Origin of the sequence: Arthrobacter sp. B0490, assembly GCF_002929355.1 — a bacterium.
GTDB lineage: Bacteria > Actinomycetota > Actinomycetes > Actinomycetales > Micrococcaceae > Arthrobacter_D.
In genome coordinates, this window is record NZ_PJIR01000020.1 from 1 (window position 1) to 14,121 (window position 14,121).

Here is a 14,121-nt window from a genome sequence, read left to right on the forward strand (position 1 = left end):
GTGCGACGGCGTCCCCCTGCACCTCGGCCACCACGCGACGGCCGACGGGCGCTGGCGCATCTACGTCTTCGCCGACCAAGCCAACGACAGTCTTGACTCACACGTTCAAGCTCTCGCTGATTGGGTCGAGAGCGCAGCAGACTCGCCGTATTCAGCCGTCTCCGACGGCGTGAACCCTGACGACTGGTTTGATCTGAAATTGATCTACCAGCAAGCCCACTCACAAGTGGACATCGGGCGGGTGCCGACCGTTTTTAAACCAACTGTCGGTCCCTTCAAACTCACCGATTACGAACGGGTGTATGCCGCCGATCCTGCAGCAGACATCTTCGACCAGCGCGGCATCAGCCGAGTCGGCGCCGTGGTCATCGTTCGTCCAGATCAATACGTGGCGCAGATCCTGCCGCTAGCAGCAACAGACGAGATTGCAGCGTTCTTCACACCAATCCTCGCCACAGCCAACAGCCCCTCCCTGACCACCTAACGGTTAGCAGCTGAAATGGGTATAGGAGCCTCCGCTCATGCGGAGGCTCCTATACCCATACCCATACCCGTGCTGGTGCTGGTGCTGGTGCTAGTGGGAAATCATTAGTGAAGTCAGAGCATCTGCTCGATGATGCGTTCGGCGCGCTTGGCCAGCTCGGCGCCGACAGCCGCAGGATCCTGGTCGGAGCGAACATAGACCACAGCAAGAGCTGCGGGTTTGTCCTCTGGCAGGGCAAGAGGAACAGCGACAGACGAAACGCCCGCGATCACTTCATCATGGCTTTCGGCGTACCCGAGACCACGCGCTTTTGCGGCCTGCAACCGGTAAGGCACCATAGGGCAAGCGTCCGTCCACCCTGCCTCATCGAAAGCTGACTGAATCGCGATACCAGGGGCGCCCGAGTCCACCGGATGCCTGGAACCCGGACGCTGCACAACGGCACCCCGGGAATGATGAGGTTCAACGGTTGTCAGAGTGACGCACTCATGACGGTCCCAGATCACGACGAAAGCAGTCATGTCCAGTTGATTGGCCAACGCAGTCAATTCCGGCAGGGCAGCAGCCTGCAGGTCACGTGAGACGCTCCGCGCAAGGACAGCTAGCCCAGCGCCCAGCTTGAATCGACCACTGCCATCACGAGACAGCAAGGAGTGATCTTCTAGAGTACGCAAAATCCTATACGCGACGGAGCGATGCACAGCTAGAGCGGCAGCAATTTCAGCGATCGTCAGGGGACCGTCTGCGGCGGCCAAAATTTCCAACGTCTGAATACCCCGCGACAACGTCTGCGACGGCGACGGCGCCCCAGCCGACCGGTCGTCCCGCTCAAGTGAATTGGCTGTCATCAAGTCAGCTTAGGCTGCACGTCGCCCTGGATGGGCTGCCGTTCGGCGATGATGCCGTAGCGATCCTGCAACCCAACGTCCTGAGATCCAGATCCAGGTCCACCTTGAGCGGCTGAATCATCACCAGGAGCGAGGTAGCTGCGCGGAACCACAGCGACCTCACCCCTGATGATGAGCTACCGGGCATCAATCTGGCCGAGCACGCAGGGTTCCTGAGGAAGCCCCTAAACGACGGATACCGTCACTGCACGCTTCGTCACGGTGACAACCTCACTGGGAACCTCGCCCCGCAGGACTGCACCGAAGTTTCCCCACACGGTTGCGATCCGACGTTCGACATTTCCCCGGCCAACACCGGCCGTGTGCGGAATGCACTCCACCTGCTCCATGTTCAGCAGTGCGCGGGTCAGGTCCGACGGCTCGCACACAGCTGACTATGGGAGCTTGAGTGGAGACCACTCCCGCAGCCTGAGAACGTAGCGACCAGCGCCGAGGAGATGTGGGACTTGGGGCCGCAGAGAACAACTCGCAGAGTTGCTCAACGAACGAGTTGGTACCACGGACATCGGACGGGAGGGAGTCGCCGCCGTGCTGGCGGCCGACCTCAGCAACGAAACACCACCGTCAGCTACAGTGAAGGCCGGCAAGCGTCCCTCTCGTCGTCAGGATTCAGCTTACCCAGGACGCATGCAGGAAAAGGACTTCGGACTGGGCTAAGACCTGCGGCAACAGATGATGCCCTTTACTCTGTTGGAAGAGTTGCCAATCCCTACATTCACAGGAATGGAGAACACGAAAGGTTTCCTACTTCGACCATCGCGAGCTGCCCGTCGATGCTTTGGCGAAACATACGGGGCGCCGTGAGAATCTAGCCAGTGACAGTTTCCTCGGACGAAGTTGAAGTGGTCTGGTGAACAGTCCACCTGATTACCCCTGCGTGCGCCAATAATTTATCTTATGTCAACTTATGTTGACGAAGTTGGTCCTCTCCCACTGCATCACCAGAGTGCTGCTTAGGAGCAGGGCGCTTGGGACACCGCGCCTGACCTCCTTCGCCCACTGCAGCACTGAGGCGCAAATCGGTGTGTGGACCAGTTGTGTAGACAGTGTCTGCGCAAACGGACGATCAGTGAAGGTTGAGTTCTGTGTACTGATTTCGAGGACTTACCGGGCTGGCCTAGAGCTGGGTATGAAGCTGAAGGACCACGTAAGGCTCTAGTAAACACCCTTACTTACAGAGTTACAGACTCACTGACTAACGGATACCGGGTGAGTCCCCTCTGTGGCCACACGGCACAGATGATCCTTCTCCCGCGATGCCCTTGAAGCACCGGTAGCTGCCTCGTGTGAGCTACCGGCTTGGGAGGGGTTTAGTTGGACTTCCTCCTACTCCTCGCTTTCCGATGCGATCTGGTCGAACGCGGCGGTCAGTTCGTCGGCTGCCGGTAGGGCGCGTAGTTCTGCGGCGGGCAGACTGTCATAGGTATAGGTGGAAACCGCCATGGGTGATTCCGAGCGGCCGAGGGCGTAGCGGACGGTGTGATCGTTTTTGCTGCCGCAGATCAGGATCCCGACGGTGTCGTTGTGTGTCTCACGGCGGAGCTTGTCGTCGACCAGGGCGACATAGAAGTTCAGCTTGCCGGCGTACTCGGGCTGGAACTTGCCGGTCTTGAGTTCGATCACGAAGTAGCGCAGCTGCTCGACATGGAAGACCAGGAGGTCGATGTAAAAGTCGTCTCCCTCGACCTCGAGGTGGACCTGTCGGCCCACGAACGCGAACCCAGGGCCGAGCTCCCGGAGGGTATCGACGATACGGTCCATGAGCGCCTGCTCGAGGTCACGCTCGGCAACCTCACCGGAGAGTCCGAGGAACTCGAAGGCATACGGATCGTTGGCGGTTTGCTGCGCCAGTTCGGATTCCGCTGCCGGCAGGCTGCGGGTGAAGTTCAACGGCGCCGTCCCGGTGCGCTCGATCGACTTGTTCATGATCATGTTCGCCCGGACATTCCTGGACCACCCGTACTCCACGGCTGCTGAGGCGTACCAGTCACGCGATACCTGGTCATCGAGCTTGTCGAGGAGCGTCACGACGTGGCCCCACGGCAATTGTCCAACAGCCTGTTGGACACTTGCGTCCTCCTCCCAGGCCGCGGCGAAGGCCCGCATGTACTGCAGATTGCTGCGCGACAGACCTGTCATGTGCGGGAACTCGGCCCGCAGGTCATCTGCCAGTCGCTTCATGACCCCGGTCCCCCACCCCTGGCGTTCGCGCTGAACCAATATTTCGTGGCCCAGCTGCCAGTACAGCTCGATCAGCTGCGTGTTGACCGTCCTCTGCGCTTTGACGCGGGCACCACGAACCAGGTCCTTCAGCGCTTGAAGGGTCAGCCGTACCCATCAGGCAAAGCGACATCAGAGGTTGTCATGCCCCCATCTTTTCAGGATCATCACCAGCGGCCCGCCACCCGGCATGCCACCGTCCGCCACGGATGACCAATACTGCAGCGGTGCTACGCATCAATTATTCGACCCTTGAGTGCCGTGCCGGGTCGCGCCGCACCACCAAACCGTTCGTGTCTACGAATAGTGGGGACTAGCCACCAGCGCAACGGGCAGGGCCCACCCGTGGACACCTGTACCCTGTTGCGACGAACCTCCAACGATTGGACTGAGACACACCATGGCAACCGACTACGACGAGCCACGCGTTCGCCCGGAAGACCAGCCAGCGAACGAGTCTCTCGAGGCCATTCAGGCCCAGCGCAGCAGCACCACACAAACCTCGGTCATCGACGTCGAGGACGGGGACACAGCTGAGGGTCTTGACCTGCCCGGAGCGATTCTCGAGGAAGAACTCCTGGTGCAGGTTGTTCCCATGCAGGAAGACGAGTTCACCTGCATGTCGTGCTTCCTGGTGCATCACCGGACACAGCTCGCACGCGAAAAGAACGGCGATAAGTACTGCGCCGAGTGTGAAGGATGACCGCCGACCGGCTAGATCCCCGCTGATGGACGCCCGGAACCACCCGACCGTTCGTCGCAGAACGCGCTTCTTCGGCGGCAAATGGGACTATCTTGCTCTCATCCTGGCTACCCTCGGTATCGGCCTCCTCACAATGGCACAAGCCGCTTGTCGATCCTCGGCGATTGCTTGCTTTGCCGGCGCTGGGCTCACTATAGGGGTGAGTGAATAGATAGCCAGAGACACCCGACACGAGTACCGATCCGAGGAGGAACCACCTGATCCTGCAATCACTCAATCAGGACGACGCCGTGACCCCAGGTGATTCGTGCAGGAACGTGAGCACCGTCGTGTCGCTCCCACTCCACGCGTTAGCAGAGGCGCGCATGTATTACAGACACTTCCGCGAGGAACTTCTCATCAGTGAGACCTGCACGCGCGGGCCCGCGGCCAAGCGAGCCAGCACCGTACTCCCCTGACTACGGACGAATCGCCTTCACCGTCCCAGGCATGACCGGCTTCATCCGCCGCTAACACGACGACTAATTCAACTGCCAGCACACCAATACAGAGCTCGAGCGCTGACCGTGCTGTCCAGATCATGTCTATGCCGCTCCACAGAACCTGCGCTACGAGCTGTGAAGCAATGGACACGCCCACTTCGCCGTGGAGTCGAAACCGCCAAACTTGGATAGATTCGGCCGAAAGAGTCGCATCAATTCGTCGGGAAGCTCGCCCTTAGTGAAGTGCTTTAAACAGGTGAGGACCTTACGCTGAGAGGCGAGGATTCTCGACTTACAGAGTCTGGTAGTTCGAAAGGTGCAATATGTCTGTGCCGATTTGGCGCCACTCTATTACCAAATCACTACCGACTTGGTAGTACTTTGCCGCTGGGCCGAGCCTCGAGCGGAAGTGACCGCCGGCTTGTCAGGACCGTTAGACCGGTTCGACAGCACCCTGTCGAACCGGTCTCGAAGCCGTCTCAGGCTGTCTAGGACTTCAGGACGACGCGTTCGGTCTTTGCTCCACCAAACACTTCGGGGCCACGTACGACGACTTCGGCCCCCCCATCGAGGAAGATCAGTTGCCCGGTTACGTGTGCATTCTCCGCGCCGGTAAGCCAGGCCAGCAACCGGGCGACATCGATGGGATCAGCCGGACCATTGAGTCGAATCGGAACGCCGCTCAGAAGACTCGCGCGTCCCTCCGGGGTGGCGAGATACGGCGCGGTCATGGGTGTAACGATCACGCCGGGCGCGACACCGTTAAGGGGGATGCCCGCGTCCGCCCACTCGGGAGAAATCGATTGTTCCCGCATCCACTCCGCTATCGCACGCTTCGTCGACGCGTAAATCAGGTGGCCCTTGCCCGCAGCCGCAAGCGCATCGGCAAGCTCTGCCGAACGAGCCTCGTCGCCGAGACGCATCGCCGAGACGAGCTCCGGATCATTTTCCTGCAGCGTCGAGAACGACGCGATCAGAGCCGCGCGTGGCGCCTCGGATGCGGCGAGGAGCGGTCGAAGCAACTCCAAAACCTCAACCGCGCCGAAGTAGTTCACGCGGACCGTGAGCGCAGATTCCACGGCCACGCCGGCGATGGCGAGGACGGCATCAATGCTGCCCCCGGCCGCCTCTTCGACGAGACCCGGAAGCGACTTGCGCGCCTCAACCGAAGACAGGTCGGCGTCGATGTCGCTCCCCCGCAAGTCGACGCCGATGACGCGGTGGCCCCGTTCTTCCAGTAGTTCCTTTGTCGCCAGTCCAATTCCGGACGCAGCGCCAGTGATCACATATGTGCGAGTCACTTTGACCTCACTTTCTCATCAGTTTCGACGTCGCTCTATCGAGAGACGTCGGCGGCATCCGCGGGGAGGACAGTGTCGAGCTCGGGCGAGAGGAAGACCATTTGATCCCGGAACGACTCGCTAGCGGTACGGAACGGACGCAAGGGCGCGTCTTCCGTCAACTGGTCTTGCAGGGCCCCCCAGCTCTCCGGTTCGGGCGATGCTGCCCGTACACGCGGTGCGCCCGCGATTTCGATACGTCCGGCCGACGTTCCCGCCACTTCCCATGTTCCGCCGAACATCGTCGTATCCTGGTGCGCAAGCCAAGTGACAAACGCGGAGACCGCTCGGGCCGGAACGGTGTTGCGCATCGCGTCACGAATGACGGGATTAGGGAAGGCATCCTCAGTCATCGGCGTCCAGGCTACTGGCATCAGGGTGGTCACCTGCACGCCGACCTCGCGAGCCTCTGCCGCAAGGGTGATCCCGAGCCCCCAGATCGCTGCTTTTGCTGCGTTGTAGGCGGAGTCCGTCGGCACACCCATCACTCCGTTCGAGGAGATATTGATGATGCGGCCGGACCCGGAAGCGATGAGGTGAGGCATCGCGGCGCGAGAAACACCTACGACGCCCTTGACAGCCACGTCGAAGACGCGCCACCAAGTGCCTTCATCCATCTCCCAAAACCGGCCGAACGCGTTGATCCCGGCGTTGTTCACTACGATGTCCAGACGTCCAAACGCCTCAACGGCGGCATCCACGATCGCCGCCGAGTCCGTCACGATGTTGTTGTGGTCGGCTACAGCCGCTCCCCCGGCCGCGATGATTTCCGCAACCGTCTCGCCGACGCGTTCGATGTTGATGTCATTTGCGACGACACGGGCGCCCCGCGACGCGAGCATCTTCGCGTGCTCGCGTCCCATCCCCTGTCCGGCGCCGGTGACGATGGCTACACGGCCGCGGAAGTCCAAGAGTTCGGACATCAGTACTCCTCTCCAGCGTGCACGGTGCTCTCGTAGTCCCGGCGAGACGACTGCGGGAGGAAAAGCTCTTCCGTCTCGCGGACGTAGCCAGTCGACGGGCGGCCGAACTTCGCTCCCCAACCGGGGAAGTCCGGTTCGGTGTTCATTTTGTCGATGTACTCCGCAACAACCGTCGCCTCACCCGAGGCTTTCATGGTCATGAGCATCCGCCAGACTTCGTTGACGCCCGGCAGCATGAACGGCACCGGATGGATAGCCTGGCCAGCAGCCGTCATCTCGATAACTGTTTTGCGACCGATCATGGGCGCGCCGATGGCGTAGGCGGGCCCCGGGGTTTCTTTCAGGGCGAGTTCTGCCTGATCCCAGGTGTGAAAACCCTCGTAGAAGATGACATCGGCACCGGTCTCGGCCTTGTAGAGCAAGCCGCGACGGATCGCCTCGTCCACGCCGCCACCCGCCGCCCCGTAGCCATCGGTACGAGCGATGATCATGAAGTCAGCGTCAAGCTTGTCGCGCGCGGCAATGGCGGCGTTGAGCCGGCCGATCGCTTCAGCGTCCGGGACCAGTTCGACCCCCGCCACCCCGCCTGACTTCTTCGGCTCTCGCTGGTCTTCGATGTGGATGCCTCCCACGCCGGCGTCGATGAATTCAGAAACGGTGCGCTGAACGTTGATAGGGGCACCGTATCCGGTGTCCGCATCGCAGTAGAGCGGGATGTCGACTGATCGAGCTGTGCGCCGCGCGTAGTCAACGACTTCCGTAAGCGTCAACCAACCTGTGTCGGATACCCCGTTCCACCAGGCCGACATGCCGCCGGAGAGCTGGAAGGCCTCGTAGCCGGCGTGTTCCGCCATTTGAGCGTGCAGAGGCAGCGCCCCGAACGGCAGGATGTATGTCTCCGGGCTTTCGAAAATCGCGCGCAGCGCGCGTCCGGGCGACGTCAGCGCCATCAGTTTGCTCCTGTTTTGTTGTATCCGACGGTGACCACGATGTACACGCAGATCTCGTCGTACGGGTTCTTCCAGGCATGCGGTACTCCGGCCATAACGAGCAGATCCCCGGGAACGAGGGTGCGCGTCTTCCCGCCGGGGAGCTGAACATCTACTTTGCCCGAGATCACGACCTCGTAATCGATCGTCTCGCTGGCGTGCATGCCGTCTTCTTCGTCGCCGGTGACGGTCATGCTGTCACCGATTTCCTCGGCGGGTGCGGTTCCCGAGGAGTGCGCGGGGAAGCTACTGATGCCGAACGTCGACCCATTCGGTCCGGCGAGTGCTAGCTGGCGCGGCGGCCCTCCGAAGTTGGTTGCACTGTGTCCGTCCTCTACGGCCCAGTAGAAAGCGCCAGCCGACACGCCGGGGAAGTCGAATTCGACTGCCGGTCCTACTTCTAGGAAGTCAGGTTCACCGTTTTGGTTGGGCCCGGCTACGACAAGCCGGAAGTCTTTGGGATCAGGAAATGTCATGTGTATCGCTCCTCCGCCGACAGTCAGGCACGCAGTCCGGCTTCGCTCATGAGCGGGAAGATCTGCTCGTGCAGGCGATCCAGTCCTTCGTCGTAGTCGACGAGGCCCGTACAAATACCGGTGATGCCCGACGCGTGAAGCTTGAGCAGACCGTCGACGATCATTTCGGGCGTACCTACGAGCGGAAGCAAACCGCCGCGGAACCAGGTCTTGATCGTCTCGTCCTGCTTGGGGTCGTCCGACGGCTTGAAGGAGCTCCAGTCGAAGCTCTTGCCACCGCCGGCCTGCACGATGTGCTTGTACCGCTCAGCGCTCTCGTAGTCGCCGTTCTCCTCGATGTACTCGAGGTATTCCTTGGCTTCCTTCTCGGTATCCTTGCAGATGATGTGAGCCGCGGACCACAGGCCCAGATCCTCCCGCCCCGCGGCGTCCGCGTTTGCGCGCAACTTCGGGGTGACCTGGGCGCTCTGCTCCAGGCTCGCGACCGCGGCGAAAAGGATGTTGGCGTGTTTGAACGCGAACGCCTGACCCGCGGGGCTCGCGCCGGCGCTCATCACCATGGGCCCTGGGCTCTGGACTGGCTTGGGGAAGGACTGAGCACCCGTGAGCTGGAAGAAGTCTCCGTCAAAGTCGAACTCGATGTCGTCGCTCCCCCACAGCCGCTCGACGATCGTCATCCACTCGTCCGCGAGTTGGTAGCGGGTGTCGTGCTCGGGAACTTCCACGCCGAACATGGCGTACTCCGGGCGGAAGTACCCCGCGGTTGCATTCAGGCCCATGCGACCGCCGCTAATGTGGTCCACCGTCGCCATCATCTTTGCGGCCATGATCGGGTGGATGAATGGGATGAGGCAGGTCGCGAAGATCTGGATGTTTTGAGTGACGGCCGCGAGGCCTGCGGCCCAGGTGAAGGTTTCGAATTGACGACCCCAAGGGCGGTCGGGGCCTGATAGACCCATCCATCGTGCGATCGGCACGAAACCGTCGACGCCATATTTGTCGGCCTTGACAGCAAGCTGTTCCACCTCGCTCCAGTTCCCGAGCTTCAGTGTATTTTCCGCAAAGTTCAACCCGCCCTGACCTGTGGTCACGTTCGCACCGAAGACAGCCACTTTGAAGGGGTTTGCTCCACCCAGCATTGGTGAGTCATCTCGCTGCACCGTGTAATCGGCGACGAAGTCCCGATCCGGGGTGTTGCGCGTGGGCTCCACGAATTCAGTCATTTTCTGTCTCCTCATTGAGATGCCGAACGCGAACTTGCCCGGCTTCGGGTCATCGTCGGCACGACACTGTCGACACCGGCATGCTCCACGTTAGGCGCGAAGCTACTCCACCGATGCAAGCTTCCCCGCCAAAAAGGTGGGAAACCCCGCCAAAAAACAGTTCGGAGCTATAGTTGACGACATCCGCTTGCCGAGCGACGACTCATCGCCTTGGCTAGTTGCCGGTTGTTGCGTCGCAGTGGCTGGAAGTCCTCAACGAAGAGTGCGCTTGCTATGAAACTCAGTTCCTACCAGTACCTCAGTGTCCCCAACTTCAGCATCAATAACCTTCGAGAGGTGCTGGATGAAGCCGGTTTAGACTGGCAGTCCGCCCTCGAGCGCGCGGACATCGCGGTTGACGCGGTTCTACGCCATGGAGGCACGATTCCAGCCCGGAAGGAGCTTGCCTTCCAGCTTGAATTTGTCGCACTTACGCCAGATCGCCCGGACCTTTGGATCCGCGCCGCTCAGGCGTATACCACCAGCACCACCGGTGCACGCGGGATGGCCCTTTCCACCGCTCCAACCATTGCTGCATGGGTGGAGGTGGCAAGCTCCGTCGATTACGCCCCTGCCCTGTTCAGGATGACGCCCCTCATGACCCGTGCGGGCAGCATTACAGGGGTCGAGTACACCTACTCTGAGGCACCCGCACAGCTGATTCCGTTTAGCGCCTACCGCGAGCTTTTCGTTACATCTCGCTCACTGTCGTGGTTATGGGGAGGCGCATTTCCGTTCTCATTGATTGAATTTCCACTGGCCGAGATTGAACCCGAAGCGACTGTATACGCCTCGGGTGACATTGAGTGCGGGTCGGATTCCTTGAAGATGTGGTGGGATCCGGCCATCTCGAATACAAAGCTGCCCTTTGGGAACGCATTCCAGCATGCGGCTTGGGTGCGCGCTGAGAATCAGATATTGGCTTCTTTCCGGGCGTCCGGCGACTGGCCTACGACCGTCGCTCGTACAATTAAGATGTCTCCGACGCTCAATAAGAAGCTTGCGAACGTGGCAGCCACCCTACGCGTCTCGCCGCGGACTTTGCAACGGCGTCTGGAAATGGCTGGGCGCGACTTTGCCCAAGTGCGGGACGAGGTGCTCCAGGAATTGGCGTGTGACCTACTTTCCGACACCGACCACTCGGTCGCGCAGATCTCTCGGTCGCTTGGGTACACCGACCCGACTAGTTTCACGATCGCGTTCAAACGATGGATGGGTACTCCGCCTTCCGCGTTTCGCGATGCCACCCGATACCAGGGCGCAGCGCACCACCATGTCGTCCACGCGCGCTGAAAGCATCGGCCGATACGGGATGCCGGAAAAGACGCCGACCTAGCCACTTATCACGACGACTGTCGAACTCGCGCTCACCTTCGATTCCTTCGGGGCATCCACCTGAATACGATGCAGCAAGACCTCGAACGCCGCGTCCAAGGATGGCCGGGGTGTACCGACAGGAGGAACGAACATGCGAATTGGGATTCTCGGTGCAGGGTCGATAGGTAAGACGCTCGCCATCAAGCTGGCCGGCGCCGGCCACGAAGTACGGATCGCGAACTCTCGAGGGCCGGAGTCGATTGGCGCCGATGTGCTCTCCACTGGCGCAAGGGCAGTTGACGCGTCAGAGGTGGTGTCTGACATTGACGTGCTGATCATTTCCATCCCGCTCAACGCCATCCCCGGTGTGGCGGATCTGATTCGGAGCGCGCCCTCAGACGCGGTCATCATCGACACGTCCAATTACTACCCGCTGAGAGACCAGAAGGTCGACGCGTTGGAGGCTGGGCAGGTCGAAAGTGTGTGGGTCAGTGAACAGCTACAGCGTCCGATTGCGAAAGCGTGGAACGCCATCACCTCCCAATCCTTCGAGTCTGAGGGTAGACAAGCTGGCGCGCCCGACCGCATCGCCATCCCTGTTGCGGCCGACAGGGACATCGATCGCACCGTCGCCATGGACCTGGTGGACCAAACGGGATTCGACGCCTTCTTTTCTGGGAGTTTGGCCGACTCCTGGCGCCAGCAACCAGGCACCCCGGCGTACTGCACGGATCGCACGTCCAAGGAGCTATCGGCCGCGCTGGATGCGGCCAATTCTTCGGTGTCGGGTGACCGGCGTGATTTCGTCAATAGAGCTCTCCTTGAGCGGTTGGATAACGACCTTCCCATCACACGCGAGTACATTGTCAACCTTAACCGTAAAATCTACATCTAAGGCGTGTAGTAACGTCCGTGACCCACGCTTATAGCGGTCACTTTATTGGCATTTTCGTGCCTCATGGTACATCGATACGTATCTGAAGATCAGATACTAACCTGACCTAGCTTTCACCGTAGCTGGCATTGTTGCCATGCACAGAACCTGATTCCGGCAATTGGCGGACGCACAAACAATTGACGTCATATGAACCATGTTCACAGGTCACGTCAATGCACTCAGCTGCCCTGGCGCAATTCATAACGCTAGAAGCTCATAGAAATCGCCCATACCGCGCAATAACGCGGTGACCCATCGCCGAAGCTCGGCGATATGCGAAAGGAAGCATCATGGCACGACTAGAAGGTAAGGTCGCCCTCATCACCGGCGCAGCGGCGGGAATGGGAGCTGAGCACGCTCGGCTTTTCATTGAGGAAGGCGCGAAGGTCATCCTGACTGATGTCGACGCAGCAGCTGGCGAGGCGTTAGCAGCTGAACTGGGTGAGAGCGCGCTTTTCCTTACCCACGATGTTTCGGACGCCGAGTCTTGGGCTGCCGTGGTGGAAGAGGGAACCAGGACGTTCGGCCCGATCACGGTCCTCGTCAACAACGCCGGTCTCTCCGGACCCTATGCTCAGACAGCGGAACTCGATGACGCCACCTTCAATCGACTGGTATCGGTAAACCAGTACGGCGTGTTCTACGGGATGCGCGCTGTTCTTCCGGGCATGGTCGAAGCGGGGGGCGGCTCCATCGTGAATATTTCCTCGGCGGCGGGCATGGCGCACCTTCCCGGCACCACGAACATCGCCTACACAGGATCAAAATTTGCTGTCCGAGGCATGACGAAGACCACCGCGATTGAGTACGGCTCCCGCGGTGTGCGCGTCAACTCCGTGCATCCCGGAGCGATCCTCACCCCGATGGCCAGGGCAATCAACGACCCGGCCGAGCTTGATCGCACCGCGAAGTCGATCCCGATCGGCAGATTCGCCGAACCACGCGAGGTCTCCTTTCCCGTGCTCTTCCTCGCATCTGACGAGTCCAGTTACGTCACCGGTAGCGAGCTCATCGTGGACGGAGGGCGTCTCGCTGGGTGACAACCTTCGCCCTGCCGCGACCGGCGCGGTATTGGAGCGGACACGCTCTCGTACCGCGCCTGCGTTTCTTCCGCCCGCGGCTAGTAACGATCACGATCCCTCGCACTGTCGGCGGTGATTGTGTTATGCCTCGACGCCGATCTCCGCGAGTTGTCCGTCTTCCAAGCATGGGAAGTTCGGGGTGGCATGGCGAGCACACGCGACACGACGTACGGACGCCGAGCAGTTGACCCGAGGTCAGCCGTGAGCTTTACAGAGTGGCCGTCCCGCACGGACGCCGAGCTCTCGAACAACAACTTCGCGATTCCGTCTTCGTCTGCTACCGCAAATTTGATGACGACGCACGCCGGCTCGGACGCCTACAAGCGACGCTTGCTCACGACGGAGCCGACCAGGTTCATAATCAGCCCAACCTCGCCCGGAACGAGCAGCTGAACACAAGTGAAGGGTTTCCTCGGCCCGGGCTCCGCGTTGTGGCGCGCCCGAACCGCCGGCAGACCGTGCGACCTCGGTCAGTGGGTACAGGCCTCCTTCTGACGCTCCACTGTTATTGCTTAGCGACGCAGGCCCGGAGCCCACGGACGAGTCTCCGGAGGCGGCTATGACGCGAGGCTCCGTCACTCATTGGCCCACTACGAAGGCGGTCATCTCGATTGCCGGCCTTGACCGTCCGCCCCGCAGCACGTCCAAACTGTCATATTGCGAATCAGTAGGCTCGAGGGACTCGAGACTCGATAATGCATCGAATGATCGCGTGGGGAACCATCCGCGAGTACACCGTGCGCCCAGGTGATTATGAGTAGCCGGTCGCCGTCGAGTCCGGTGGTTTGCGGGACTCGGCGTGGCCAGCTCGTCACCGACACGCGCGCGACGATACCGAACCGGCCACCGCTGACCAACGCTGGAACCTCGACATGAGCCGCAAGTACGGCAAGCAATTCCGGGGAGGGTACGCGATACAGCCGGGCAATTAGTTGGCCTGATCCGCTGTCGCAGTGATCCATGCGGCGAATGTTCGTAGCCGTTGCGCGGCCTCGTCG

General features: G+C 60.7%; 11 protein-coding genes and 1 pseudogene. 5 read left to right on the forward strand and 7 right to left on the reverse strand.

Translation table 11 applies throughout. The annotated features are described in order from the left end of the window. Nucleotides 1-484, forward strand: a pseudogene (locus CXQ97_RS17350) (3-hydroxybenzoate 4-monooxygenase); the annotation flags it as partial. A gap of 113 nt (nucleotides 485-597) precedes the next feature. Here the strand turns inward: CXQ97_RS17350 and CXQ97_RS17355 are convergent. Together CXQ97_RS17355 and CXQ97_RS17365 are read right to left on the reverse strand one after the other, a co-directional pair. Further along, entirely contained in the window at nucleotides 598-1,332 is a 735-nt protein-coding gene (locus tag CXQ97_RS17355; protein ID WP_104182143.1) for an IclR family transcriptional regulator, read from the reverse strand. A 1,386-nt stretch (nucleotides 1,333-2,718) separates the two neighbouring features. Further along, nucleotides 2,719-3,720 carry a PDDEXK nuclease domain-containing protein gene (locus CXQ97_RS17365; protein ID WP_219815463.1) on the reverse strand — a complete coding sequence of 334 codons (1,002 nt, stop codon included), beginning with the start codon at nucleotides 3,718-3,720 and terminating at the stop codon, nucleotides 2,719-2,721. Between the two features lie 292 nt (nucleotides 3,721-4,012). Between CXQ97_RS17365 and CXQ97_RS17370 the strand changes: the two genes are divergently transcribed. Further along, complete coding sequence (locus CXQ97_RS17370; protein ID WP_104182144.1) at nucleotides 4,013-4,315, forward strand: DUF4193 domain-containing protein; 303 nt, start codon at nucleotides 4,013-4,015, stop codon at nucleotides 4,313-4,315. 970 nt (nucleotides 4,316-5,285) lie between these two features. Here CXQ97_RS17370 and CXQ97_RS17375 read toward each other — a convergent pair. From CXQ97_RS17375 to CXQ97_RS17395, 5 genes are read right to left on the reverse strand one after another with little or no spacing between them, the layout of a single operon-like run. Beyond that, nucleotides 5,286-6,098: an SDR family oxidoreductase gene (locus CXQ97_RS17375; RefSeq protein WP_104182145.1), complete on the reverse strand. Its 813-nt coding sequence runs from the start codon at nucleotides 6,096-6,098 to the stop codon at nucleotides 5,286-5,288. A 35-nt stretch (nucleotides 6,099-6,133) separates the two neighbouring features. Continuing rightward, nucleotides 6,134-7,060 (reverse strand): SDR family NAD(P)-dependent oxidoreductase, encoded by a 927-nt coding sequence (locus CXQ97_RS17380; protein ID WP_104182146.1) that lies wholly within the window; start codon nucleotides 7,058-7,060, stop codon nucleotides 6,134-6,136. Next, entirely contained in the window at nucleotides 7,060-8,010 is a 951-nt protein-coding gene (locus tag CXQ97_RS17385) for an oxaloacetate decarboxylase (protein WP_104182147.1), read from the reverse strand. The genes CXQ97_RS17380 and CXQ97_RS17385 overlap by 1 nt, the downstream gene beginning before the upstream one ends. After that, entirely contained in the window at nucleotides 8,010-8,525 is a 516-nt protein-coding gene (locus tag CXQ97_RS19645; protein WP_146069701.1) for a cupin domain-containing protein, read from the reverse strand. The genes CXQ97_RS17385 and CXQ97_RS19645 overlap by 1 nt, the downstream gene beginning before the upstream one ends. A 23-nt stretch (nucleotides 8,526-8,548) precedes the next feature. Continuing rightward, a complete protein-coding gene (locus CXQ97_RS17395) occupies nucleotides 8,549-9,748 on the reverse strand; it encodes an LLM class flavin-dependent oxidoreductase (RefSeq protein WP_181035134.1) in 1,200 nt (399 codons plus the stop codon). 273 nt (nucleotides 9,749-10,021) lie between these two features. Between CXQ97_RS17395 and CXQ97_RS17400 the strand changes: the two genes are divergently transcribed. From CXQ97_RS17400 to CXQ97_RS17410, 3 genes are all read left to right on the forward strand, one after another. After that, nucleotides 10,022-11,080, forward strand: a complete 1,059-nt coding sequence (locus tag CXQ97_RS17400; RefSeq protein ID WP_104182150.1) for an AraC family transcriptional regulator — start codon at nucleotides 10,022-10,024, stop codon at nucleotides 11,078-11,080. Between the two features lie 175 nt (nucleotides 11,081-11,255). Next, nucleotides 11,256-11,999 (forward strand): NADPH-dependent F420 reductase, encoded by a 744-nt coding sequence (locus CXQ97_RS17405; protein WP_104182151.1) that lies wholly within the window; start codon nucleotides 11,256-11,258, stop codon nucleotides 11,997-11,999. Between the two features lie 332 nt (nucleotides 12,000-12,331). Next, on the forward strand, nucleotides 12,332-13,081 hold the full coding sequence (locus CXQ97_RS17410) for an SDR family NAD(P)-dependent oxidoreductase (RefSeq protein ID WP_104182152.1): 750 nt from the start codon (nucleotides 12,332-12,334) through the stop codon (nucleotides 13,079-13,081). Nucleotides 13,082-14,121: the final 1,040 nt, after the last annotated feature.